The organism is Janthinobacterium sp. P210005 (assembly GCF_036231865.1).
GTDB lineage: Bacteria > Pseudomonadota > Gammaproteobacteria > Burkholderiales > Burkholderiaceae_D > Janthinobacterium > Janthinobacterium kumbetense.
Map to the genome: position 1 here is coordinate 163,499 of NZ_JAZARC010000003.1, position 23,249 is coordinate 186,747.

Consider the following 23,249-nt stretch of genomic DNA (forward strand, 5'->3'; position numbering starts at 1 on the left):
GCTCACTGCGGAACCTTGGCAGTCAGTTCAGCGGGCCATGCCTGCTTCGCATCGAGACGCACCCAGGCCACGCCAGGCAAGCCCACTTTCACCAGCGCCAGATGCTTTTGCAGCAGCTCGCGGCTGATCTGCGCCTTCACGCGGAACATCAGCTTCTGGCGCTCGCTGGCCGTTTCCACCGTCTTCGGCGTGAATTGCGCGCTGGCCGCGACAAACGAGATCGTCGCCGGAATCACATAATTGGGCGCCGCGTCGAGGATGATGCGCACCTCGCCGCCCAGCGCCACCTTGCCGGCCGCCGTCTCGGGCAGGAAGAAGGTCATGTAGACGTCCGACAGGTCGACCAGGTTGAGCACCTTGCCGCCGCCCGCCAGCACTTCGCCCTGCTGCGCCACCAGGTATTGCACGCGGCCGTCGCGCGGCGCCGTCAGCTGGCCATCGGCCAGGTCGGAATCGATGCGCGCCGTCGTCGCCTCGGCGGCGACGACGGCGGAGCGCGAACCCACCACCTGCGCCTTTGCCGCGTCGATAGCCGCCTGCGCCGCCGTCACTTGCGCCTTGGCCGCGTTCAATGCTGCTGCCACGCTGCGCACGCGGGCGCGGTCGTCGTCGAGTTCCTGCACCGAGGAAGCCCCCTCTTTCGACAGGGTTTCGGAACGGGCCAGGCGGCGCTTGGCCGCATCGAGTTCGCTTTCGCGCTGCGCCACCATGGCCAGCGCGGCCGCCTTGTCGCTCTCGCGCACGGCCACTTGCGCCTGCGCGCCCACCACGGCGTCGGACGCCTGCTGCTGGCGCGCGCGCGCCTCGTCGCGCTGGGCCGTCAGGGAGTCGACCTGCATGGTGGCCAGCGGCTGACCCGACTTGACGAAGTCGCCCTCGCGCACGAGGATCTCCTTGACCCGGCCCGCCAGCTTGGTGGCGACGTCGATTTCCGTCGCTTCGATGCGGCCATTGCCGCTGACGAAACCTTCGCCTGGGCCCGTGGGACGCATTTTTTGCCAGGCCACATAGCCCAGCACGAGGACGGCCACGACCAGCGCGGCGGGAATGAGTTTTTTCTTCAGTTGTGGAGTCATGGTATCGGGGCGATCAAATTAGTGGGTGGAAGCGGCGGCGGAAGTGGCTGGCGCGCCACCGCCCAACGCCGCATACAGGCTGACCTGACTGGACAGCAGCGCGCGGCGCGTCTGCACCAGCTGCTGCTCGACCGTCAGCAAGTCGCGCTGCGCGTCGAGCACTTCCAGGTAGGGCGCGGCGCCATTGTCGTAGCGCAGCTTGGCCAGGCGCGCCCGTTCGCTCTGCGCGGCAAGGGTCGTCTTGCCGATATCGACCTGCAGCGCCAGCCAGCGCCGGTTCGACAGCGCGTCGGCCACTTCGCGGAAGGCGCCCTGCACGCTTTTTTCGTAATTGGCCACGGCCATGTCGCGGCGCACTTCGGCCAGTTCCATATTCGCGCGCAGGCGGCCCGCGTCAAAGATCGGCAGCACCAGGCGCGGCGCGAAATTCCACGCGCCGCTGCCCGAATCGAACAAGCCGCTCAATTCCGCGCTGGCCGTGCCGTAGGCCGCCGTCAAGGAAATCGTCGGGAAGAAGGCGGCGCGCGCGGCACCGATATTGGCTTGCGCGGCGCGCAGCTGATGTTCGGCCGCCACCAGGTCGGGACGCTGCGTGAGCAAAGCCGAGGGCAGGCCCGCATGCAGCGGCTGCAGCACGCTGGCGTCGTCGAAGCGGCGCACCTCACCAGCCACCGGCGTCAGGTCGATGGGGCCGCCCACCAGTTGGGCCAGCGCATGCGCCTGCACGGCGCGCGCCTGTTCCAGCTGCGCCGACAGCGACAAGGCCTGGCTGAGCAAGGTTTCCACCTGCGTCAGGTCCAGCTTGGAAATCGACCCCACCTCGAAGCGGCGCGTGAAGATGCGCAGCGATTCGGCGCGGCTGTCGACGGTGGCGCGCGCCAGTTCCACGCGCTCGTCGAGTTCGCGCAAGCCCAGGTAACCATTGGCCACCTGCGCCACCAGGGCCACGCCGACGGCGCGGCGCGCCTCGTCGCTGGCCAGCAGGGTTTGCAGCGCGCTGTCCTTCAGGCTGCGCACGCGGCCCCAGAAGTCGAGTTCCCAGGCGCTCACGTTCAAGCCTGTCTGGTACTGCGCGCTCGTCATGGGACGGCCCGTCACGCTCAGGTCACCGGGCACGCGCGCGCGGCTGCCCGAAGCGCCCAGCGCGATGGTGGGAAATTGCTCGGCGCGCTGAATGCCATACGCGGCGCGCGCCTCTTCCACGCGCAGCGCAGCGATGCGGATGTCACGGTTGCTGGCCAGCGCCTGCGCAATGAGCGCCTGCAGGCGCGGATCGGCAAAATAGGCTTGCCAGGCGACGTCGGGCGCGTGCGCGCCGGCGGAATCGGTTTCCGGATACTGCGCCGCCACGGGCAGCGGCGGTGGCGCATACGGTGGCGCCATCGAGGCGCAGCCGGCCAGAGCCAGCGCGGTGGCCAGCGCGGCCATCCTGGCGCAGTTGGGTAAAGTAGGAACAGCCATGGTCATCTTCTTCCAGTCAATTCAGAATGTTGTAGCCGCCGTCGACATACAGGGTGCCGCCCGTGATGGCGCGCGCGCCGTCGCCGGCGAGGAAGGCGCACAGCGCGCCCACGTCCTCGATGGTGGCCAGGCGCCGCATGGGCGAGCGTTCGATGGCGTCGGCCATCAGGCGGTCGAAATGGGCGATGCCGGAAGCGGCCCGCGTCTCCAGTGGTCCCGGCGAAATGGCGTTGACGCGGATGCCTTGCGGGCCCAGTTCGGCGGCCAGGTAGCGCACCGACGCTTCCAGCGCCGCCTTCACGGGCCCCATCAGGCCATAGTCGGCGATGACTTCCTCCGCGCCCAAATAACTCATGGTCATCAGGCTGCCGCCGTCCGGCATCAGCGGTTCGGCCAGTTTCGCCATGCGCATGAAGGAGTGGCAGGAGATATCCATCGCCTGCGCAAAGCCGTCGGCAGAACTGTCCGTCACGCGGCCATGCAAGTCCTGCTTCGGCGCATAGGCAATGGAATGGACGACGAATTCGAGCCGTCCCCATTGCCGTTCGATCTGCGCGAACAGCGCTTCGAGCTGGCCCGGCACGGCCACGTCGAGCGGCGCCATGATGGCCGCCTGCACTTGCTGCGCCAGCGGTTCCACGTATGGACGGGCCTTGTCATTGAGCCAGGTCACGGCCAATTCGGCGCCGGCCGCGCGCAGTGCGCTGGCGCAGCCCCAGGCGATGCTTTGCGTGTTGGCGATACCCACCACCAGGCCCCGCTTGCCCTGCAAAGGCAAGGGCCGCAAGTCGGCCGTCATGCCTGGACCGGACGCAGGGCGGGCCACGGCGTGGCCGCATGCACGCATCGCACCGCGCCGGCGTGCATGGCGACGGCGCAAGTGGCCAGCGTCACGCCGCCGGCACGCGCATACGGCAAGGCAATGGGAGTGTGGGGGTGTAAGGTACTGCACGCGTCAGGCGCGGGGGTCTGCATCTTCATGAATCGGCTTCCGTCACTGAAATTCGAGGCACGCACCAGTGCATTTTCGGGGAACTGGTACGGGGCGAAATTACTCTACAGCATTTAGACGCGTGATTCGTGATGAGTCCGATCCGCATTCCATGACGCTTTGAGCTAGGTCAACTATAAGTGCGATTGCGGCAATGCAACATTGATGTAAATCAAATTTTACCTCAATATTATCTAAATGAAATATTTTTCAGGCAAGCGTGCGGACGTATTGATTTGATAATATCACTGGGCTAGCGAGAAGAAAAGCGCGCAGGTGAGCGACAATTGGTATTGCCTGGAAAACAAGCAGCGCTGGGCAGGGGCGGAAGGCAGACGGTGGGGAGAGGCAGAAAGGGGGCCATGCTATTGCGATGCAACATGACCCCCATGTATTACGGATGCGGCAGGAGCGGCATTATTTGCCCGGCGCCGCGGCGGGACGCGAATACAGGTCGATGATGGTGCTGATGCCATCCTGACACACGGAGCAGAACGTCTCGCTGCGGTCGAACATGATGCACTGCATCTCGGGCCGGTAGTAGCCGGACGACTCGTAGTTCGCGCCTTCGAAGGCGCCCACCGCATGGCGCTGCGGCGCCTTCGAGAATAGCTGCTGCGTGTAGGCCAGGTCGGCCTTGAACAAGTCGCTCATCTCACTTTCCGGGCGGTTGGCCGCGCGCAGGGCCGCGCGCTGCTTCTGGTATTCGCGCGCATGGCTGTCGTATGCTTCCTTCGGCCATGGCGTCGGCAGCGGCGTGCCGGCCTTGACGTGGTGCTTCCATTTCAGCCTGGCCGGATCGCGCAGCGCCGTGGCGTTCGGCTCCCACGGTTCCTGGCGCTCGCCATTCGACTGATAGGCCACGGGCGAGGTGTAGTACTCGTCGGCCAGGCCGGCGAAATGGTGGCCGAATTCATGCACGAACAGGTAATTGGCCCAGTCGCTATTGGCCGCCGCCGTGCTGAACTGGCCGAAGATGCCGCCGCCGCCGTATGTATCGTTGTTGACGAGGATTTCGATGAATTCATACGGCGCGTACTGCGCCAGGTCGCGCAGCGCGCGGTTATCCGTCGTCAGCACATAGCGCTCGCTGCCGAAGATATCGTAGCGCGTGCCCAGCTGCGACGCGTGATGCACGCCCGTCGAGGGACGCGACACGCCCGACTCCTGGGTCGGCGCGGCCATGGCCCATACGTTGAAGTCCCTGGCCCGCTCGCGAAATGGCGAGACGGTGAAAAGATGGTCAGCCAGCTTGCGCGCCGTCGCTTCGAACTTGCCCATTTCGGCGGCCGTATAGCCGTCGCCCATGATCAGCAGGTCGACCTTGTCGGGCGATGGCCCGCTGATGCGGATCGGGATCGGCTTGACGGGCGCCGGCGGCTGCTTGCGGATCACGTCCTGCGCGGCAGGATCGACATCGGTACTCCACACAACGGAAAACAGGCCGCGCTCGTCGCGCTTGAGGATGCGCACGCGCACGGGGTGCTCGGGCTGCGGGAAGCGCACGGATTCCTGGAAGGCGCGCGTGGTGGTCTTCGCTTCATCGGTGCTGGCCCATTCGCCGAAGATGGTGGAAAAACCGCGCGAGTACAGCACCTTGCCCGACTTGATGTCGACCACTTCCAGCAGGTCGTTGCCGCGGTTGCTATCGTCGATGGGGCGCGCCAGGTTGCCCGGCCATGGCAGCGGCTCGACCAGCACACGCTCGACCGCATAGTGCTCGCCCAGCGCATTGCCGCTGTGCTGGTAATCGAGGCGCATGGTGGCCGGCGGCGGCGTGTTGCCCGCCTGCGCGGCAGGGACGATGCCGGCGGCCAGCGCCAGCGCGCAGAGGAAGGATCGAATCGGAGTCTGCTGCATGTCATTCCTAAAACGGTAGAAAAACAGGTGAAGGGAACGGTTTTCCAAACAATCGGCGGGCCTGCCGGCAGGTGCGGGAAAAACCGCTGCGGCACATTGTAGCGACAGGATGCGGGCGTGCAAAGCGCCCATTTCATGCGATTCGCTTGACCATGCGATACAATCGCCTTATATTAGACTGACTAGTCGATTAACTAAAGGAAAGAGCTATGCGCACCATCGATCCCGGCAAACACGCGGCCCGCCGTGACGCCATTCTCGCCGCCGCGCGCCACTGCTTTGCGCGCAAGGGCTTTCACCAGACCAGCACCGCCGCCATCTGCGCGCAGGCGGGCATGAGTCCCGGCAACCTGTTTCACTACTTCCCCTCCAAGCAAGCCATCATCGCCGCCATCGTCGACGAGGAAGGCAGCGAGACGACCGCCTATTTCGCCGGCGTGCAAGGCAGCGCCGATGCCTACGGCGCCCTGCTCGATTTCATGGACCTGGTGCTGGCGCTGGCGGCCGATGACGACTTTGCGGGGCTGGCGCTGGAAATATCCGCCGAAGCGATGCGCGACACGGATATCGCGGCCAGGGTGGCGCGCAACGACGCCAGCCTGCGCGCCGGCTTGCAAGCCTTGCTGGAAGAGGCGGCATCAGGGGGCCAGGTCGACGCCGCGCTGGACGCCGCGCAAACGGCCAGCTGGATCGCCGCGCTGATCGACGGCATCTTCAACCGGGTCGCAGTCGATCCCGATTATGCACCGCTGGCGCAACGCGCCAGCCTGCACCTGCTGCTGGCGCGCTTCCTGCGCCCTGCCCTGGCATGAGCGCCGCCATGCAAGCCCAGCCCACACGCATCGCCGACGTCGACGCCCTGCGCGGCTGCGCCCTGTTCGGCATTTTGGTCGTCAATATCGGCGCCTTCGCCACGCCCTGGTTCGGCCTGGGATTGACCGATCCCGCCTTTCACGGCGGCGTGGACCGCGCCACGCACTTTATCGTCGCCCTGCTGTTCGAAACCAAGTTCTACCTGCTGTTTTCCTTCCTGTTCGGCTACAGCTTCACCTTGCAGATGCAGGCAGCCGCGCGCGCCGATGCGCCGTTCGTGCCGCGCATGCTGCGCCGGCAAGTGGGCCTGTGGCTGATCGGCGCCCTGCATGCCGTGCTCCTGTTTCATGGCGACATACTCACGACCTATGCTCTGCTGGGCATCGTGCTGCTGGCGCTGCACCGCTGCGGCGAGCGCCAGGCACTGTCCCTGGCGTTGATACTCGTCACCGTCTGCGTGGCATTCTGGGCAGGCATGGCCTGGCTGCAAAGCCTGCAGCCAGCGGGCGACGCTGCGGACAACGCCGTGGCGATGGCGCAAAAGGCGGCAAGCGCGCTGGCCGCCTACCACGCCACGCCGGCCGCCGTCGTCCATCAGCACCTGCGCGAACTGGGTGAAATCTGGATCGTCCTGCTGCTGGTACAGGCACCGTGCGCGCTGGCCATGTTCCTGTGCGGCCTGGCCGCCGGCAAGCGCGAGATGCTGCTGCACGCAAGCGATTATCTGCCGCTGCGCCGCCACCTGCTGTGGGCCGGCGCGCTGGCGGGATTGCCCGGCGCCGCCTTCTACGCGTGGACCTCCGTGTATGGGGATAGCCAGGCATGGCAGGTGGCGGGACTGGCCGTGGGCCTGGCGAGCGCGCCACTGCTGGCGGGCGCCTACCTGGCGCTGGCGCTGATCCTGTTCGAGCGCCTGCGCGACGGCACGCTGTTTGCGCTGCTGGCCGACACGGGCCGCATGGCCCTGTCGAACTACCTGCTGCAGTCGGCCATCTGCGCCGTGCTGTTCCTCGCGTATGGCGCGCGGCTGATGGGCAGCGTGTCGCCGCTGGGCGCACTGGCGCTGGCCGTCATCATCTTCGGCCTGCAGCTGCCGTTGAGCCGTTGGTGGCTGCGCGGCCATGCGTATGGCCCTATCGAGTGGCTGCTCAGGGCCTTGACGATCGCCGCGTGGCCGCGCTGGCGGCGCACCGCTTACTTGTAGCGGTACAGTGGCTGGCGCAGCTGGATCGGGCGGATGTCGAGGCGCAGTTTCAGCACCGAATACGCTTCCGCCTCGGTCGAGCTGTAGCCGACGCTGTTGACGGTTTTACTGAAGCGGAACTCGAAGCCCAGGTCCGGATACGGGTCGCGCGGGTTGCCAAAGGCGATGCCGATGGCTTCCTGCTGCGCGTTGTCGATCAGGTTGCCCATCAGGTCCAGCACGGCGTTGTTGCCGAGGATGTCATTGGTGAAAACGGGTTCGCGCATGTCGGGCTGGTTCGGATCGAGCTTGTTGTCGGCCTTGTCCGGCGAGGGCGTAAACACGCGCGTGACGAGGTTGAATTTGTCGCCCCGGTCCAGGTAGCTGATGGCCGCATTGCTGATATTGAAATTTTTCACGCCACGGTCGCTGATGGCGCCAGACAGATCGATCAGCAGGGCGCCGCTGTAGCCGATGACTTCCACGTCGCGCATGGCGTCGACCACCATGGCGCTGTTTTCATCGATGCCCAGCCCCAGGTGATAGCCTTTTTTCAGCATCACGGGAATCATGCGCGCAAAGCGTCCGCGCACCAGCAGATGCTGGTCCACGAAGACATCGCTGCCGATGAAGCCCAGGCCGGGCGCGATCTCGCGGCCATCCGTCACGCCCATCTTGAGCATGTCGAGTACGGGCTTGGCGTCGTAGAACATGGTGGTGCTCATGATGGCGGCACCGGCGCTGGAACCGGCGATCACGCCGCCATTGCGATAGACCGACCAGATGGCTTCCAGCGCGGCCGTACGGCTGCCGTCCGGCCGCAGCAAGGCTTGCGTGATGCGCCCCTGGTCGCCGCCGGCAAAATAGATGCCGCTGGCCGACTTGATCTGCGTGACGATGGCCGGGTCTTCGGCGGCCTTGCGGTAATCCCTGTTCGGCAGCTTGACGGCCAGCGGCACGAAAAAGGCATCGGCGCCATATTGGTTCAGCTTTTTGATGATGCTTTCGCCCGATTTTTCCGGGTTCATCGCGGCCGAGGCCAGCACGGCGATGCGCGCGCCTGGCCCGCCCGACAGCTTGACGATGCGCTGCCAGACTTCGGCATTGTCGGCGCGCAGGCCGCCGCCGATGATGACGAGCGTCCCCTGCGGCGCACTGCCGATGGCGCTGCCGCCGGGCGCCGCCACGGCTTGGACGCTGCACAATGCCAGCGCGAACAGCAGCGCGGCGCACAATTGTTGATACAGGCTTGAAGATGATTTCATGGTGCCTTTCGAATACAAGGAAAGTGGCGCATATTTGTTGATACAGGCACGCGCCATTGCTGCCAAAACTGCTGCTTGCAATCCAACGCCATCGCACTACGATACTACTTGCTGCATATGACAGCGTTGTTGCGGTATCTCCAATTTTTACTTGAAACTGTAATTGGCGCTGGCATAGAAGCGCCGGCCGCGCGGATCCGTATAGGTCGGGTCATAGCCGGACAGGAAAAAGTAGGCCTGGTTCGAGTATGGCGGGCTGGTATTGAACAGATTCTGTATGCCTGCGCGCAGCTTGAACTGCTTGCTGACGGCATACGCGCCCGACATGTCCCACAGCGTGTAGGCCTTGACCCGATTCGGCTTGACGACGCTGCCGTCATCCGTGTTGATGGCCGAGTTCTGGTCATCGTAGCTGCTCGAATAGGTGTTCGACAGGCTGGCCGAATACGGGCCATGGTCCCAGTCCAGGGTAATCGTATGGCGCCAGCGCTGCACCACGCCGTCCGTGACGAATTTATTCAGGTTGCTGATAAAGGCATCGCCGGGGCTCGTCTGGATTTTCGAATCGAGCACGTAGGTGCCACTCAGGTGGGCGCCGAAACGTCCCCAGGCCGTCTTCACGCCATGCAGGTCGGCCGTGATATCGATGCCCGTAGCCTTTTGCGCGCCGCGGTTTTCCTTGCGAAGTTCGATGTAGTCGATTTCATTGTCCTTGTTGCGATGTACGAGGTCGCCGTACTTGGCCAGGTTGCCGAGGATGATGTCGTCGCCGATTTCGCTGATCAGATCCGTGCGCTTGATGTTCCAGTAATCGAAGCTGAAGGTCCAGTGCTGGCTCGGCTCGAGCACCACACCGGCCGTGAACTGGCGGCTGCGCTCCGGTTTCAGCTTGTCGTTGCTGTAGCGGCGCGTATCCCAGTTTTGCGCGCAATCGGCGTAGTTATTCTCCACAGTGGCGCATAACACGGGATCGGGCAGGGTCGCCGTACTGCTGTAGACGGTGGGCCGGTGCAAGTCCGACATCGATGGAGCGCGGAAGCCCTTGCCGGTGGACGCCCGCATCAGCACCTGCTTGCTGGGCATGTAAGTCAGGCCCACCTTGGGGCTCAGGGCGCCACCCACCTGCTGGTAATGGTCGTAACGGCCAGATAACTGCGCCTGCCACTGCTTGGTAAACGGCAGCAGCAGTTCGCTGTAAATGGCTTGCACAGTGCGGCTGTCGCTGGTGTCCTTGCCGCCTTCCGGCGCCGAATCGTCATTGATATTATTACTCATCAGTAATTTGGAAAGACGGAACTGCGTACGTTCGCGGCGCACCTCTCCGCCAACGGCAAGGGCCATGTCGCCGCCCCCCATGGCCATCAGAGCACGTGACGCCTTGAAATCAAGCGCATCCATGACGCCGCGCGCGTGGCGCACTTCATCGTTGACCTGGATGCTCTCAATCAGTGCCAGGCCCTCGGCACTGGAAGGCCCGAATGGATTGATGCTGCCATCGGCGATACCTGCGCGCAGCTTGTCCTTCAGCAGATAGCCTTTGGTATCACGGTCCCTGACGGTATTGACGCTATGATTCAAACCCACGTCATAATCCCATCCCGCCACTGTACCGGTCGCCCCCACCACGAAGCGCTGGCTTTCACTGGTCAGCTCACTGGTGCGGTTGCCCGCCTCCTTCAATCGCATGCGCACTTCCAGTTCGCGCTCCACCTGCTTGCCATCGTCATCCAATATGGTATCAAAACCGGTATTGGCCAATTGCGGCACCTTGCTGTAATCCAGGTAACCGATCACCCGTGTCGACGACGCGACATAATTGGTACGCGAACGGCTCAACGCCACCTCCGCATATAGCTGATGGTCCGGGTTCAGCTTCAACACGCCCCGCGAAAGAAAATTCTGCTTCTCCGACTTCGGATACAACTCCGTATCGCGCATGTAATCGTAGGTGCAGCCGTCGACACCGCCTGTGCCGTTGGGCAGGTACAAATTGGCGGGTGGATTGCAGTCCGGGATGGACAGGTTGATTTGCCGGTTGGTGATCGGCTTGCCGTTCAACAGGAAGCCGATCTCCTGCAGGTGATCGCGCTGGGCGCCCGACAGGCGGATATTCGCCGGGCTGGTAAAACTCGACAGCAAATGGCCAAGGCGCTCGGGCACGTTCAGGTTCGGAATGAACTTGCGCTGCGAAGTACTGAGGCGGTCCGTCTGCTGCGCGTCGAACACGGCGAAGATATTGTAGCCATCCGTGGCCAAGTCGCCCGTACCGGCCGTGATGCTGGCCGTGCGCTTGCCAGCGCCGCCTTCCTGCGTGCCGCTGCCGTAGGCATTCAGCTCCACGCCCTGGTAATCCTTGCGCGTAATGAAATTGATGACGCCGCCGATGGCGTCCGTGCCGTACAGGGCCGAGGCGCCGTCGAGCAGCACTTCCACGCGCTGCAGCGCGGCGGCAGGAATGTTGTTCAGGTCCACGCCCGCATCGTCGCCGGGCGAGGCAAAGTTGGCCATGCGCCGGCCATTGAGCAGCACCAGCGTGGATGACGTGCCCACGCCGCGCAGATTGGCGCTGTTGAAGCCGCGCTGGTCTCCGCCGATATTGATGCTGGCGCCATCAGTCAGGCCGCCCACGTTGGCCGACACGCGCGCCATCAGCTCGGCCGCCGTCGTCACGCCCGCCTTTTCGATCTCGGCGCGCGTGATGATCTGCACCGGCAGCGCCGTTTCCGATTCCAGCCGCTTGATGGCCGACCCCGTGATTTCCACGCGCTGCATTTTTTTCGGCACCGCTTCGCCGTCCGGTTCCTGCGCCAGCGCGCCGTTGCCCAGCATGCCCAGCGCCGCCGACACGCTCAAGGCCCCCAGCGCCAGGCGCACGCCTTGCGCCAGTGCCGACTCGCGTGGCGATACGCAACTGCCGTCTTGTTTTTCTGCTTGCATGCAAACTCTCCCAGATGGTATTAACCCTGTTTTTATAATGACTGCGGCACTGCCTTGCGCTGCTTTGCTGCTGTTTTCCGGGTACCCTGCGCGCCATGTTCGCCGCCGTACAGGTAGGCGGCGATGACTTCGCTCAAGCGGGCCGCTTTTTCAACGTTTTTCCTGTTCGATACCATCAGCGCCACGGCCAGCGCCTCGATCATGGCCAGCGCCGTGCTGGCACTGCTGGGCAGGACGGGATGGGTACTTTGCGCATACAACACGTGATCGGCCAGTTCGGCCAGGGGAGAGGCGGGCGAGTCGGTGAGCGCCACGATGCAGGCGCCGCGGTCGCGCGCGAAGCTGGCCAGGCCGATGCAGTCGAGCGTGTAACGGGGGAACGAGATCACCACCAGCACGTCGTACGCCGTCAGGTTGACCAGATGGCCGGCCGCCACTTCCGAGCCGCCGATACCCACCACTTCCACCACATGCGGACAAAACGGCTGCAGATGCTGCACCAGCATGCCGGCCAGGTTGGCCGACAGGCCAAAACCCATCACATACACCACCTTGGCGCGCGTCAGGCGCCGCACCACGGCCTGCACGGCGGGCGGCGACAGGGCATCGGATGTGGCGGCGATGTTCGCGGCCGCATATTCCAGGCTTTCCGTGACGGGCGACGTGGCGCGCGCGCGCCGCTCTATCGTGCGGCGCAGTTTGTCGACTGGCTGCAACAGCGATTGCAAGGTTTCGGCCATGGCGCCACGCATGGCCGAATAATTCTTCTGGCCGATATCGCGCGCGAAGCGGCTGATGGTGGCCGTCGATACCTGGCAGCTGTCGGCCAGTTCCTCGATGCCCAGCGCCGTCACCCGCATCTGGTTGCGCAGCAGGTAATCGGCGATCTGCCGCTGCGAAGCCGAACCGCTGCCCAGCACGTGCATCAGCGCCTGCCCCAGCGGAGACTGCGCGAAGGCGGCATCGGGCGCCGACAACGTGCCAACCCGTGGCGTATGGGGACTGCTGCGTGCAGGACTGGCGGATGCTTTCATATCACTGGCGGCCTGTATTCTTGGACACTGCGGATCACTGGCGGAAGGCGAAATCGGGTCGCTGGAACTTACTGTACTCATATCAAAAAGAAAACTCAACAAATATTTGTAAAAGGATTTTCATTGATTTACTTCGTGAAAATATTGCTACATAATCGACCGGAATCCATCAACCGCGCCCCGTTTTGGGGCGAATTCACCATGCAAGTACAACAGCATCCCATCTCCACCGCGCACGCCAGCGTAGCGTGCCAATTGAGCAGCTTCCATTTTGGCAGTGCGGCCGCCGCTAGCCGCAGCGGCAAGAAGGTGTACATCCAGGCGGCGCTGCATGCGGATGAAGTGCCGGGCATGCTGGTGTCGCAATTTTTACGCCGCGAGCTGCTGGCGCTGGAAGCGGCGGGCAGGATCCACGGCGAAATCATCCTGGTGCCGGCCGCCAACCCGATCGGCCTGGCGCAAGCCATCCACGGCGCGCCGTTCGGCCGCTTCGACCTGACCACCGGCATCAACTTCAACCGCGCCTACCGCCACGTGGCCGATGAACTGAAAACCACGCTCGATGGTCTGCTGGGACAGGATGCGCAAGCCAACGTGGCGCTGATACGCGAACATGCGCGCGCCGCCGTCGCCGCCTGGCGGCCGGGCACGGATGCGGAAACGCTGAAGAAAACCCTGCTGGGCATGGCCATCGACGCCGACATCGTGCTCGACCTGCATTGCGACAACGAGGCGGCCCTGCACATTTATACGGGCACGCCGCTGGCCGCGCAGATCGCCCCCCTGTCCGCGTTGCTGGGCGCGCGCGCCGTGCTGCTGGAACTGGCGGCCGGTGAAGAACCGTTCGACGAAGCCTGCAGCCGGTTGTGGTGGGATCTCGACGCGCATTTCCAGGGCCGCTATCCGATTCCTGCCGCCTGCCTGTCGACCACCGTCGAGTTGCGCGGCGAAGTGGAAGTGAGCTACGCCCTGGCCGAGCGCGACGCCACCGCCCTGCTGCGTTTTCTCGCCATCGAGGGCGTGCTGGAGATAGCCGGCGCCGGCGACGACCTGCCCGCGCCGCAATGCGAACCGACGCCGCTGGCCGGCGTGGAACCGATCCTCGCGCCGCATCATGGCGTGCTGGTCTACCTGCGCGAAATGGGCGACGTACTGGCCGCCGGCGATGCGGTGGCCGACCTGATCGACCCCGTCAGCGGCGAAACGACGACCTTGCGCTGCACCGTCTCCGGCGTCTTTTTTGCGCGCAGCGCCCACCGCCACGTCCTGCGCGGCATGAATGTCGGCAAGGTCGCCGGCGCTGTCGCCTTCCGCGGCGGCAGCCTGCTGAGCCAATGACGCCATGAGAAAATTCAAGCTCCCCAATACCTTCGTCCTGCTGTGCGGCATCCTGGCCATGATCGCCCTGGCGACGTGGCTGGTGCCAGGCGGGAAATTCGACACGCAACTGGTGAACGGCAAGCAGCTGATCATCCCAGGCACGTTTCACTATGTCGACAACAAGCCGCAGGGACTCGCCGCCCTGATGATGGCGCCCATCAAGGGCTTCGTCGACGCCAGCCTGATTATCGGCTTCGTGCTGATCGTCGGCGGCGCCTTCGCCGTGCTGCAAAAAACGGAAGCCTTCGATTCCCTGATCAAGGCCATCGCCAAGGCCCACACCAGTTCGCGCTTCGTGCGCGCCGCCATCATCCCCGTCTTCTTCACCATGTTTTCCTTGGGCGGCGCCACCTTCGGCATGAACGAGGAAGCGATTCCCTTCATCCTGATCTTCGTGCCGCTGGCGCTGGCTCTGGGCTATGACACCATCACGGGCGTGTCGATTCCCTTCATCGGCTCGCAGGTGGGCTTTTCCGCCGCCTTCCTGAACCCGTTCAATGTCGGCATCGCACAGGGCATCGCCGGGGTGCCGATCTTTTCCGGCATCGGCTACCGCCTGATCGTGTGGGCCATCGCCACGGCGGTCAGCATCGTGTTCCTGATGTGGTACGCGGCGCGCATCAAGCGCCATCCGGAAAAAAGCCCGACCTACCTGCTCGACATCGAAAAGCGCGGCGAGCACTCGATGGACCTCGACAGCTTTGCCGGCATGACGCGCACGCACCGCACTGTGCTGTGGATTTTCATGGCGACCTTGCTGACGATGGTCGTCGGCGTCGTCAAGTACGATTGGTTCATTGATGAAATCGCCGCCCTGTTTCTGGTGATGGCCATCGTCGTCGGCCTGGTGGGCCGACTCGACATGGACAGCCTGGTGGCGTCGTTCGTACAGGGCGCGCGCGACATGGTCAGCGTGGCGCTGGTCATCGCGCTGGCGCGCGGCACCATGATCCTGGCGCGCGACGCGCAGATCATCGACACCATGTTGCATGCGCTCACGCCCTTGGTAGCCTCGTCGAGTCCCGTCTTCGCCGCGCAAAAGATGTTCTTCATGCAGTCGGTGATCAACTTCTTCATCCATTCCGGCAGCGGCCAGGCCGCGCTGACCATGCCCATCATGGCGCCGCTGGCCGACCTGGTGGGCGTGACGCGCCAGACGGCCATTCTGGCCTTCCAGTTCGGCGAGTTCACCACGCCGATGATCCCCACGTCCGGCATCACCGTCGGCGTGCTGGCGCTGGCGCGCGTGCCCTGGATTACGTGGGCCAAGTGGATGATCCCGCTGCAGCTGATTTACCTGGTGCTGGCGCTGCTGCTTCTGATTCCCCCCTGTCTGATGCACTGGCAGTAAACACGGCGAGGCAGCGTCGCCGTGGCTTTATTTGCGGTACGCCTGTCCATACGCGCCGTCGGCGCCGCCCTTCGCCCAGTCGGCCATCAGGTCGTAAAACCCGGGCGTGATGACGGTGGGCTTGCGCGTTCCATCGGGCGCCTGAACGTAGCTGCGCATGCCGTGATCGGCCTGCGGGAAGAGGTAGACAGAAATGGCCTGGCCCTGGCCGCGCAACGCCGTCAGGCGTTCGACGGTGACGGCCGGCGGCGCCTGGCGGTCGTCCTCTGCCAGGGCCCATAGCTGCGGCACCGCGACCTGGCGCAATGCCTGCACGGAATCTTGCGACCAGTCGACACCGAGCTTGTCGAACTGCGGTATGCCGTGCTTGCGGAGTTCCTCGGCCTGCATGCCCAGCAACACGCCCGTGTAGCCGCCCTTGATGAGGGCAAACCACGGCTCCTTGCCAAACTGCCGCTGGAATGCCGAGAGGTCGTCCAGTCCATCCTGGTAGCCGGATTTGACGATTCTTGCCGTGATATCCGTCCCTATCCTGGCCTTGGCGACGACGTCGCCGCCATAGCCCTTGTCCTGCAGTTCCCTGGCGACCTGCGCCGCATCCTGCTCCGCGATATCGACCGCCAGGCCATAGCCGATGCCGAGAAATTGCGCCTTGGCGCGCGCCTGCGCCAGCGGGGCAATCCAGCCGCCCTGGCTTACACCCATCAGGCCGAAGCGGCCGTAACGCCCTTGCGCCAGCCGTTTTGCTTCGCGCGACGCGGCCACCAGGTCATCGGCCAGGCGCGGAAAATTCTGCGTATATTCGCCTTCGGACAACCCGGTACCGCGCTTGTCATACACGAAAACGGACACGCCCCGTCCCACCATCTGATAAGGGTCGCGCGCGCGGTCGATCCAGCCGCTGCTTTCGGAACCATGGGCATACACGACCAGTGGCGTGTCCTTGCCGGCGCCCGGCGCTTCCATCAGGCGGCCCGCCAGCATGACGCCATGCGATTCAAAGCGCGTATCTGCTTCGGCCAAAGCCACTTTCGGCCAGCGTTCCTTGCCGTTGACAAGCACGGCGTCCTTTCCGCACGCGAGCAACGCGCCGGCGTCCTGCGTGTTGCCAACGGTCCCGTCGCTGAAGGTATAGCCATAGCCTTTCTCCCCCTTAGTGAGGGCGACGAAGCCCGTCTGGCCCTGGCGAAAAATACCCGTCTCGCAAGGCGCCGGGCTGAATGCCTCCGGCATGGGCGCAGCAGTCGCCGAGAACGATATGGCAAGCAGAGGCCAGAAAAAATGTGAGGTCATGGGATCAGGGTCCGATAGGCAGTCTGTCGTGTTGCCGTCATCCTTACAGGGCGGCTTTTTCTTCGGCGCTCAGGCGCTTGGCGCTGACATACACGGTGTGCATGGTGGCTTGATCGGCGCTGGCGACCATGGATGCCGGCGCGGCGCGGAATTTCGGCACGGCGGCGGTGGCCAGGCTGGTGGCAGCGGCGATGGCGATGACGGCAACGAAGATGGCTTCCATGTTTTTAGCGATGTTCATGATGGTGTCCTTTGGGTGGCTGGTTGTCTGCTGCGATGATGGAACTGTAGGCGCATGGGCCGGCCATCTCCAGCGGCTTGCGACAAACCGCCAAAAAGAAGGGACAGAATACCAACCGGCCCGATGAAAGGCAGGAAGGCTGGCTGGCCGCCGTTCCCTGCGGCGGACAAGTCGCCGCATGCATTGCTTGCAGGGGTGCTACAAATGTCGCATGCTACATTTGTAGCCAACTCAACCATCAAGGAAAACGATGCTCTCATTCGCATGGAAGTGGACATGGGCCGGCCTGCTGTCTGCCGCCGCCCTGACAACACCGGCCGTCGCCGCCGATTTTGACGGCATGGTCAGCGTCGGCGGGCATCCGCTGCACGTGGCGCAGACTGGCGCCGGGCCGTATACCGTCGTCTTCGAGGCGGGCTTCGCCAGCGACCTGTCGGTATGGCGCAAGGTGGCGCCGGAGGTGGCGAAGAAAGCGGCGGTGCTGGTCTACTCGCGTGCCGGCTACGGCAAGTCGCCGGCGCGTCCCCAGCCACTCAGCATGGAACAAAGCGTCGCCGAGCTGGCCGATGTGCTGCGCCAGCGCAAGGTGGAAGGATCGTTGATCCTGGTGGGCCATTCCTATGGCGGCTTCCTGATCCGCTATTTCGCGGCGACGCATCCGCAGCAGGTCGCGGGTCTGGTCTTTGTCGACCCCGCGGATGAAGGCCTGGAAACCGTCCTCAAACGCCTCGATCCGGTGCGCTTGCAACAGGACCAGCGCATGCTCGCTGCCAGCATCCCGGCCAAGTGGCAGGGCGAGCTGCAGACCATCCAGGCCATCCTCGATGCGGGCAAGCTGCCGACGATGCCGGCGCTGCCCGACGTACCGGCGGTGCTGCTCACGTCCGTGCAGGCGCGTGCCGATTCGAACTTTTTCCAGGAGACGCCAGCCATCGTCAAGATCAAGCGCGAGCGGCACGCCGCCTTCCTCAGCCAGTTTTCCAGCGGCGCGCACGTCTTCACGCCGAATAGCGGCCATGGCATCCAGATGCAGGAACCGGAACTGGTCGTTGCCGCCATCGGCCAGGTCATGACCCTGGCCACGCAGAGCGCCGCGCGCGTGGCCAGGGCGCAGGCCAGACAAAAACTGATGGGGGAACTGGAGCACAGCGCCGCCTTGCTGGGCAAGCAGCAGAACGACGCGGCCGCAAGCCGCATCGCGCTGGCGCTGCGGGACAGCGCCCTGAGCGAAGCGGAGATCAATACGCTGGGTTTCGACCTGCTGACCAAGGCGAAGCAGACGGCGCTGGCCACGCTGGTGCTGGCGTACAATAACCAGGCCCACGCGCAGTCCGACAATGCCGCGGACAGCTACGGCGAAGCCTTGCTGGCGGACGCTCGCCCTGCGGAAGCGCAGCGCCAGTTCACGCGGGCGCTTGCGCTGGGACAGGCCAACGGTGCACGCGAACAGGCAATGGCCGGCTACCGCCAGCATCTTTCACAAGCAGAGCAAGCATTGAAACAACCATGAAAAAAAATCCCGTATCCACAACAGGCGCCGACATGCGCGGACTGGAAGACCTGGCGCCGCGCGAACGCCAGGTCGTCGAATGCGTGTACCGGCTGCAGGAAGCCACCGCGTCGCAAATCCAGGAAGCACTGGGCCCGGACTTGAGCAATTCGGCGGTGCGCGCCATGCTGGCGCGCCTGGAAACGAAGGGCGTGCTGCAGCATCGCGTCGATGGCCAGCGCTATTTGTACAGCGCCGTGGCGCCGCAGGCGCAGGTGCGCGAGTCGGCGCTGAAAAAACTGGTCGGTACCTTTTTCAATAATTCCAAGGCCAGCGCCGCGACGGCCTTGCTCGGCATGTCCGGCGAACTGAGTGCGAAGGAGCTCGATGACCTCGAAGCGATGATCGCGAAGGCACGCCAGGAAGGCTGCTGATGGCGGGAACCGACCTCGCGCAGCTGCTGTTGAAGCATAGCGTGACGGTCGTGCTGCTGCTCTGCATGCTGCGCCTGCTGCACCGCGCATCGGCCTCGCGCCGCGTGTTTGCCACGCGCTGCGGCCTGGTGGCGCTGCTGTTGCTGCCCTTGTTCTGGCTATGGCTGCCGCAGCTGCCCATGCGCATGCCGCTGGCCCTGTCGGCCCTGCTCGATCCTCCGCTGCGCATCCCCGTCAGCGTGACGACGGCCGCGCTGCCCGACATCGAGGCAGCCGTGGCTGCCCCGGCACGTGCCGCATGGCTGGGCCGCTGGCTGCTGGCCGCGTATGCCGTCGGCGTGGCATGCCACCTGCTGCGCCTGGCGCTGAACCTGACGCGCTTGCGCCAGGCGAGCGTCGCCGCACAGGTGCTCGAAGCGCCGGCATGGACAACGGCCCTGCAAAGGCTGCATCGGTCGCTGGGGCTGCGCCGCGCCGTGCGCCTGCTGGTCTCCGATACGGCCGCATCGCCATACAGCTGGGGCTGGCATCATCCCGTCATCCTGCTGGACCGTCACAGCGCCGGCAACGCACAGGCCGATGCCGTACTGGCCCACGAACTGGCGCATATCCGCGCCCATGACTGGCCCATGCTGCTGCTGGCGCGCGTGCTGCTTGCCCTGTACTGGTGGCACCCGCTGATGTATCCGCTGTTGCGCATGTTCGAACACGATACGGAATGCGCTGCCGATGATGCGGTGCTGGCTGCCGGCGCCACGCCATCGCGTTATGCCCACACCCTGCTCACGGTGTCGCGCCAGGCCTTCGGCGCAGGAACGGCAGGCAAGCCGGCAACTGGCATGGCCAATCGCATTGCCAGCCGCGGCGCCATGCTGGGCGCACGCATCGCGGCGCTGCTGGAAGCCCATCGCCCGCGCGGGCGCGTCACGCTGCGTCAATGGTGGAGCGGCATGCTGGCAAGCGTGGCGCTGATGTGCGTGATCGGCAGTATCACGCTGCAAGGGGAGCGGGTGCTGTGGCCGGACAGCCTGCTGCCGGGCCCCGACAGGCGGCAGCAAGACCCGGTCGCCTTGCTGCAAGCGCTCGACAATCCGAATTTCACCCGGCTTGCCGGCGCGATGCGCGCCAGGGACTACACGCTGCGCCATGCGGCCGAGACGGAATCGTTCCGCCAGCGCGCCGCCATACCGGCGCTGCTGCTGGCCTTGCGCGCCCCGCAGCCTGTCGTACGCCAGCTTGCCGTCTGGGCCTTCGGTGAAATGCGTTTTACGGAAACGGCACCCGCCGTGGCGGCGCTGCTGGCCGATCGCGACGCCGCGGTGCGCGCCGAGGCTGCCGCTGCGCTTGGCGACATGGGCGAGCGGCGCTGGCTGGCGCCGATGATCGCCATGCTGGGCGATCAGGACGCCGTGGTGCGCCGTCGCGTGGCGCATGCGCTGGGCGACTTGCAAGCCGGCGCCGCCATTCCCATGCTGCAAAGCCGCTTGCATGACCCCGTCCCCGATGTGGCCAGCGAGGCGCGCTGGGCGCTGGACGAAATGCGCTAGGCGTGGCTGTCCGCTGCCGCCGGCGCGATGCCGACGGCCCGTGAGGGCTGACGCGTGAAAGTAGGCTGCTTGGCTGGAGGCGTACGTTCCGCCCGTCGTTATGCTGTGTTGCGTATTGCTGCTGTCACCTGGGCTGGAGCGAACCGGGGGTACCGCCCGTTCGAATGGCCCGTGATGGGAAACTGCAAGGTACTGCTACTGCCTGCATGGCATGGCATGGCCGCGCTTACAGGGCGGCTTTTTCTTCGGCGCTCAAGCGCTTGGCGCTGACGTACACGGTGTGCATGGTGACTTGCTCGGCACTGGCCGCAACGGGTGCCGGCGCGGCGCGGAACTTCGGCACGGCGGCGGTAGCCAGGCTGGTGGCGGCGGCGATGGCGATGATGGCGACGAAGATGGCTTCCATGTTTTTAGCGATGTTCATGATGATGTCCTTGGGGTGGCTGGTTGTGTGCTGCGATGATTGAACTGTAGGCCGATCCCCCCTGAACCGCCATCGGATTGCGACCAAACGCACGATTCGCGGGACAGAATACAAAAAGCCCGGATGGAACGCACAACGTGCCCGCGCCGTGGCATTTGAGGCTTGCCAGCCCCATTCCTGGCCATTTCAGCGCCCTGCAAGCCCCTAAAAGCCCTACCGCCGGCCAACCTTGTTTATAATCGCCCTACACTAAAGGACTTCTTTCATGACTGATCAATTCTCCAAAAAGGGCGAAGCCTGGTCGGCCCGGTTTTCCGAACCGGTCTCGGACCTCGTCAAGCGCTACACAGCTTCTGTATTTTTTGACAAGCGCCTGGCGCTGTTCGACATCGAAGGTTCGCTGGCCCATGCGGAAATGCTGCATGCGCAAGCCATCATCAGCCCGGCCGACTACGCGGAAATCCAGCGCGGCATGGCGCAAATCTCGCAGGAAATCGCCGCCGGCCAGTTCGAATGGCTGCTGGACCTGGAAGATGTCCACCTGAATATTGAAAAGCGCCTGACCGAACTGGTAGGCGATGCGGGCAAGCGCTTGCACACGGGCCGTTCGCGCAACGACCAGGTGGCGACCGACATTCGCCTGTACGTACGCTCCGCCATCGACGACATCACCGCCCTGCTGGCGACGTTCCGCAGCGCGCTGACGGATCTGGCCGAACAGCATGCCGACACCATCATGCCGGGTTTTACCCACATGCAGGTAGCCCAACCGATCACCTTCGGCCACCACATGCTGGCATATGTCGAGATGTTCGGCCGCGACGCCGAGCGCATGGCCGACTGCCGCAAGCGCGTCAACCGCCTGCCGCTGGGCGCCGCCGCCCTGGCCGGCACCACCTTCCCCATCGACCGCCTGCGCGTGGCCAAGACGCTGGGCTTTGACGACGTCTGCCACAACTCGCTCGACGCCGTGTCGGACCGCGATTTCGCCATCGAATTTTGCGCCGCCTCCGCCGTGCTGATGATGCACGTGTCGCGCATGGCCGAAGAACTGGTGATCTGGATGAGCCCACGCATCGGCTTCATCGACATCGCCGACCGCTTCTGCACCGGCTCGTCGATCATGCCGCAAAAGAAAAACCCGGACGTGCCGGAACTGGCGCGTGGCAAGACGGGTCGCGTGTATGGTCACCTGACTGGCCTGCTGACCCTGATGAAAGGCCAGCCGCTGGCCTACAACAAGGACAACCAGGAAGACAAGGAACCGCTGTTCGACACCGTCGACACCGTCATCGACACCCTGCGCATCTTCGCCGACATGGCCAGCGGCATCACGGTAAAACCGGAAGCGATGCGCGCGGCAGCCCTGCAGGGTTACGCCACGGCGACCGACCTGGCCGACTACCTGGTCAAGAAAGGCTTGCCGTTCCGCGACGCGCATGAAGCGGTGGCCCTGGCCGTGCGCGCCTGCGTCGACGCCGGCTGCGACCTGGCCGACCTGTCTTTGGAGCAGCTGCGCGCGTTTTCCCCGCTGACGGATGAAGACGTGTTTGCCGTGCTGACCCTGGAAGGCTCTGTCGCCGCGCGCGACCACGTGGGCGGCACCGCGCCACGCCAGGTACGCGCCGCGATCGCCCGCGTGCGTACGCAACTGGAAAAATAAACGGGCTGCGTCCCGCCAGCGCCCCGCTGCATCGCCGCAGCGGGGCGTTTTTCATTGGGCGACGATTTTCGACAGCACGGCAAAGGCGGCCCCCGTCTGCGATGCTTCCAGCAGCAAGGTCAGCTCCGTGTAGGTGCAGATGATGTTGATCAGGTTGATGCGCTCCCACGCCAGGCGCTTGAGGATGGCGTGATACACGCCCGGCGTATAGCAGGTTTCGGGCGCCAGGTGCAAGGTCACGGCCGTCACGCGTTCGAGGCGCGCCAGCTCCTGCTCTTCGCCGAAAACCTCTTCCACCAGCGCATGCAGGCTGCGGCTGCAGATCACCATCACCTCGTTGACGCCGCGCGTGACGGTAATGAACGTGCCCCGCTGGGGCGCGGCCAGCGCCAGCAACTGGCGCTGGCAGGCATACGTCTGGTCGGAGTAACGGTAGGTAAAAATCATCAGCTCGCTGCGCGTGGACAGTTCTCCCGCACGGTGCGCCAGCACGATCTCGCCGCTTTTCTGCTGCGGCATCCGTTCGGCCAGGCGGCGCAGCGCCATCACCACGGCGGCCTGGCCCACCGGTTTCCATAAATCGCTCTGCAATTGCGGCTGCAGCTGGCGCGCCAGTTCCGACAGGTTGAGCAAGCCCCGGCCCAGTCCCTCGCTGAGAAAGGCCGATTCCATCACGATCTGTTCCACTTTGGTCGCTATCGAAAGCATAGTTCGTCGGGCCGGTGATTCCGGTGCACGCACCAGGAGCCGGCAACCCTTCCTGAAAAAAGGATGCACTGCGCCAGCGGCCGCACCGGGCGGCGCGGT

20 protein-coding genes are annotated in these 23,249 nt (G+C 64.6%); 8 read left to right on the plus strand and 12 right to left on the minus strand.

All coding sequences use genetic code 11. The features are described from left to right. Nucleotides 1-2: 2 nt before the first annotated feature. The 5 genes from VPH40_RS14395 to VPH40_RS14415 all read right to left on the minus strand — a co-directional run bounded on the left by VPH40_RS14395 (nucleotide 3) and on the right by VPH40_RS14415 (nucleotide 5,388). Entirely contained in the window at nucleotides 3-1,076 is a 1,074-nt protein-coding gene (locus VPH40_RS14395; protein WP_099666481.1) for an HlyD family secretion protein, read from the minus strand. An 18-nt stretch (nucleotides 1,077-1,094) separates the two neighbouring features. Continuing rightward, the gene (locus VPH40_RS14400) at nucleotides 1,095-2,537 is read right to left on the minus strand and encodes an efflux transporter outer membrane subunit (protein WP_442906646.1); all 1,443 of its coding nucleotides are present in this window, start codon (nucleotides 2,535-2,537) and stop codon (nucleotides 1,095-1,097) included. Nucleotides 2,538-2,553: 16 nt separating this feature from the next. Beyond that, entirely contained in the window at nucleotides 2,554-3,336 is a 783-nt protein-coding gene (gene fabI, locus VPH40_RS14405; RefSeq protein WP_328573758.1) for an enoyl-ACP reductase FabI, read from the minus strand. Then, nucleotides 3,333-3,518, minus strand: coding sequence for a hypothetical protein (locus VPH40_RS14410; RefSeq protein ID WP_328573759.1), 186 nt, complete (start codon nucleotides 3,516-3,518; stop codon nucleotides 3,333-3,335). Before VPH40_RS14410 ends, fabI begins: the two co-directional genes overlap by 4 nt. A 427-nt stretch (nucleotides 3,519-3,945) precedes the next feature. Next, nucleotides 3,946-5,388, minus strand: a complete 1,443-nt coding sequence (locus tag VPH40_RS14415) for an IgA Peptidase M64 (RefSeq protein ID WP_328573760.1) — start codon at nucleotides 5,386-5,388, stop codon at nucleotides 3,946-3,948. 209 nt (nucleotides 5,389-5,597) lie between these two features. Between VPH40_RS14415 and VPH40_RS14420 the strand changes: the two genes are divergently transcribed. After that, complete coding sequence (locus tag VPH40_RS14420) at nucleotides 5,598-6,200, plus strand: TetR/AcrR family transcriptional regulator (RefSeq protein ID WP_305054048.1); 603 nt, start codon at nucleotides 5,598-5,600, stop codon at nucleotides 6,198-6,200. Beyond that, entirely contained in the window at nucleotides 6,197-7,405 is a 1,209-nt protein-coding gene (locus VPH40_RS14425; RefSeq protein WP_442906647.1) for a DUF418 domain-containing protein, read from the plus strand. Before VPH40_RS14420 ends, VPH40_RS14425 begins: the two co-directional genes overlap by 4 nt. On the opposite strand, the gene VPH40_RS14430 is transcribed toward VPH40_RS14425, so the two are convergent. The 3 genes from VPH40_RS14430 to VPH40_RS14440 form a co-directional block, all read right to left on the minus strand. Beyond that, nucleotides 7,396-8,649, minus strand: coding sequence for a cyanophycinase (locus VPH40_RS14430; protein ID WP_251350229.1), 1,254 nt, complete (start codon nucleotides 8,647-8,649; stop codon nucleotides 7,396-7,398). The genes VPH40_RS14425 and VPH40_RS14430 overlap by 10 nt on opposite strands. 147 nt (nucleotides 8,650-8,796) lie before the next feature. Beyond that, nucleotides 8,797-11,586, minus strand: a complete 2,790-nt coding sequence (locus VPH40_RS14435) for a TonB-dependent receptor (RefSeq protein WP_328573762.1) — start codon at nucleotides 11,584-11,586, stop codon at nucleotides 8,797-8,799. Nucleotides 11,587-11,618: 32 nt separating this feature from the next. Beyond that, complete coding sequence (locus tag VPH40_RS14440) at nucleotides 11,619-12,620, minus strand: MurR/RpiR family transcriptional regulator (protein ID WP_328573763.1); 1,002 nt, start codon at nucleotides 12,618-12,620, stop codon at nucleotides 11,619-11,621. 201 nt (nucleotides 12,621-12,821) lie between these two features. Between VPH40_RS14440 and VPH40_RS14445 the strand changes: the two genes are divergently transcribed. Both VPH40_RS14445 and VPH40_RS14450 read left to right on the plus strand, forming a co-directional pair. Further along, on the plus strand, nucleotides 12,822-13,958 hold the full coding sequence (locus VPH40_RS14445) for a succinylglutamate desuccinylase/aspartoacylase family protein (protein WP_328573764.1): 1,137 nt from the start codon (nucleotides 12,822-12,824) through the stop codon (nucleotides 13,956-13,958). 4 nt (nucleotides 13,959-13,962) lie between these two features. Then, nucleotides 13,963-15,351, plus strand: a complete 1,389-nt coding sequence (locus VPH40_RS14450) for a YfcC family protein (protein ID WP_289917395.1) — start codon at nucleotides 13,963-13,965, stop codon at nucleotides 15,349-15,351. Nucleotides 15,352-15,378: 27 nt separating this feature from the next. On the opposite strand, the gene VPH40_RS14455 is transcribed toward VPH40_RS14450, so the two are convergent. After that, nucleotides 15,379-16,584 (minus strand): alpha/beta hydrolase family protein, encoded by a 1,206-nt coding sequence (locus tag VPH40_RS14455; protein ID WP_328573765.1) that lies wholly within the window; start codon nucleotides 16,582-16,584, stop codon nucleotides 15,379-15,381. A gap of 103 nt (nucleotides 16,585-16,687) precedes the next feature. Next, the gene (locus VPH40_RS14460) at nucleotides 16,688-16,885 is read right to left on the minus strand and encodes a hypothetical protein (RefSeq protein WP_099666473.1); all 198 of its coding nucleotides are present in this window, start codon (nucleotides 16,883-16,885) and stop codon (nucleotides 16,688-16,690) included. 250 nt (nucleotides 16,886-17,135) lie between these two features. Here VPH40_RS14460 and VPH40_RS14465 point away from each other — a divergent pair, with 250 nt between their 5' ends. The 3 genes from VPH40_RS14465 to VPH40_RS14475 are packed head-to-tail and all read left to right on the plus strand — an operon-like array spanning nucleotide 17,136 to nucleotide 20,355. Further along, on the plus strand, nucleotides 17,136-18,395 hold the full coding sequence (locus tag VPH40_RS14465; protein WP_328573766.1) for an alpha/beta fold hydrolase: 1,260 nt from the start codon (nucleotides 17,136-17,138) through the stop codon (nucleotides 18,393-18,395). Continuing rightward, nucleotides 18,392-18,808, plus strand: coding sequence for a BlaI/MecI/CopY family transcriptional regulator (locus VPH40_RS14470; RefSeq protein WP_251350223.1), 417 nt, complete (start codon nucleotides 18,392-18,394; stop codon nucleotides 18,806-18,808). The genes VPH40_RS14465 and VPH40_RS14470 overlap by 4 nt, the downstream gene beginning before the upstream one ends. Beyond that, complete coding sequence (locus tag VPH40_RS14475; RefSeq protein ID WP_328573767.1) at nucleotides 18,808-20,355, plus strand: M56 family metallopeptidase; 1,548 nt, start codon at nucleotides 18,808-18,810, stop codon at nucleotides 20,353-20,355. Before VPH40_RS14470 ends, VPH40_RS14475 begins: the two co-directional genes overlap by 1 nt. A gap of 226 nt (nucleotides 20,356-20,581) precedes the next feature. Here VPH40_RS14475 and VPH40_RS14480 read toward each other — a convergent pair whose 3' ends face one another. Further along, nucleotides 20,582-20,779: a hypothetical protein gene (locus VPH40_RS14480; protein ID WP_099666468.1), complete on the minus strand. Its 198-nt coding sequence runs from the start codon at nucleotides 20,777-20,779 to the stop codon at nucleotides 20,582-20,584. A 265-nt stretch (nucleotides 20,780-21,044) separates the two neighbouring features. Here VPH40_RS14480 and argH point away from each other — a divergent pair, with 265 nt between their 5' ends. Beyond that, on the plus strand, nucleotides 21,045-22,442 hold the full coding sequence (gene argH, locus VPH40_RS14485) for an argininosuccinate lyase (RefSeq protein WP_328573768.1): 1,398 nt from the start codon (nucleotides 21,045-21,047) through the stop codon (nucleotides 22,440-22,442). A 51-nt stretch (nucleotides 22,443-22,493) separates the two neighbouring features. Here the strand turns inward: argH and VPH40_RS14490 are convergent, their stop codons facing one another. Further along, on the minus strand, nucleotides 22,494-23,150 hold the full coding sequence (locus VPH40_RS14490) for a hypothetical protein (protein ID WP_099666466.1): 657 nt from the start codon (nucleotides 23,148-23,150) through the stop codon (nucleotides 22,494-22,496). Between the last annotated feature and the right edge of the window lie 99 nt (nucleotides 23,151-23,249).

What these genes read in the sequence shown, in the direction of transcription:
- VPH40_RS14450 (WP_289917395.1), top strand. Translation starts at nt 13,963, where the DNA reads ATGAGAAAATTCAAGCTCCCCAATACCTTCGTCCTGCTGTGCGGCATC.
- fabI (WP_328573758.1), bottom strand. Translation starts at nt 3,336, where the DNA reads ATGACGGCCGACTTGCGGCCCTTGCCTTTGCAGGGCAAGCGGGGCCTG.
- VPH40_RS14470 (WP_251350223.1), top strand. Translation starts at nt 18,392, where the DNA reads ATGAAAAAAAATCCCGTATCCACAACAGGCGCCGACATGCGCGGACTG.
- VPH40_RS14480 (WP_099666468.1), bottom strand. Translation starts at nt 20,779, where the DNA reads ATGAACATCGCTAAAAACATGGAAGCCATCTTCGTCGCCATCATCGCC.
- VPH40_RS14460 (WP_099666473.1), bottom strand. Translation starts at nt 16,885, where the DNA reads ATGAACATCGCTAAAAACATGGAAGCCATCTTCGTTGCCGTCATCGCC.
- VPH40_RS14435 (WP_328573762.1), bottom strand. Translation starts at nt 11,586, where the DNA reads ATGCAAGCAGAAAAACAAGACGGCAGTTGCGTATCGCCACGCGAGTCG.
- VPH40_RS14395 (WP_099666481.1), bottom strand. Translation starts at nt 1,076, where the DNA reads ATGACTCCACAACTGAAGAAAAAACTCATTCCCGCCGCGCTGGTCGTG.
- VPH40_RS14415 (WP_328573760.1), bottom strand. Translation starts at nt 5,388, where the DNA reads ATGCAGCAGACTCCGATTCGATCCTTCCTCTGCGCGCTGGCGCTGGCC.
- VPH40_RS14490 (WP_099666466.1), bottom strand. Translation starts at nt 23,150, where the DNA reads ATGCTTTCGATAGCGACCAAAGTGGAACAGATCGTGATGGAATCGGCC.
- VPH40_RS14425 (WP_442906647.1), top strand. Translation starts at nt 6,197, where the DNA reads ATGAGCGCCGCCATGCAAGCCCAGCCCACACGCATCGCCGACGTCGAC.
- VPH40_RS14410 (WP_328573759.1), bottom strand. Translation starts at nt 3,518, where the DNA reads ATGAAGATGCAGACCCCCGCGCCTGACGCGTGCAGTACCTTACACCCC.
- VPH40_RS14430 (WP_251350229.1), bottom strand. Translation starts at nt 8,649, where the DNA reads ATGAAATCATCTTCAAGCCTGTATCAACAATTGTGCGCCGCGCTGCTG.
- argH (WP_328573768.1), top strand. Translation starts at nt 21,045, where the DNA reads ATGACTGATCAATTCTCCAAAAAGGGCGAAGCCTGGTCGGCCCGGTTT.
- VPH40_RS14420 (WP_305054048.1), top strand. Translation starts at nt 5,598, where the DNA reads ATGCGCACCATCGATCCCGGCAAACACGCGGCCCGCCGTGACGCCATT.
- VPH40_RS14440 (WP_328573763.1), bottom strand. Translation starts at nt 12,620, where the DNA reads ATGAAAGCATCCGCCAGTCCTGCACGCAGCAGTCCCCATACGCCACGG.
- VPH40_RS14465 (WP_328573766.1), top strand. Translation starts at nt 17,136, where the DNA reads ATGCTCTCATTCGCATGGAAGTGGACATGGGCCGGCCTGCTGTCTGCC.
- VPH40_RS14400 (WP_442906646.1), bottom strand. Translation starts at nt 2,537, where the DNA reads ATGGCTGTTCCTACTTTACCCAACTGCGCCAGGATGGCCGCGCTGGCC.
- VPH40_RS14445 (WP_328573764.1), top strand. Translation starts at nt 12,822, where the DNA reads ATGCAAGTACAACAGCATCCCATCTCCACCGCGCACGCCAGCGTAGCG.
- VPH40_RS14455 (WP_328573765.1), bottom strand. Translation starts at nt 16,584, where the DNA reads ATGCCGGAGGCATTCAGCCCGGCGCCTTGCGAGACGGGTATTTTTCGC.
- VPH40_RS14475 (WP_328573767.1), top strand. Translation starts at nt 18,808, where the DNA reads ATGGCGGGAACCGACCTCGCGCAGCTGCTGTTGAAGCATAGCGTGACG.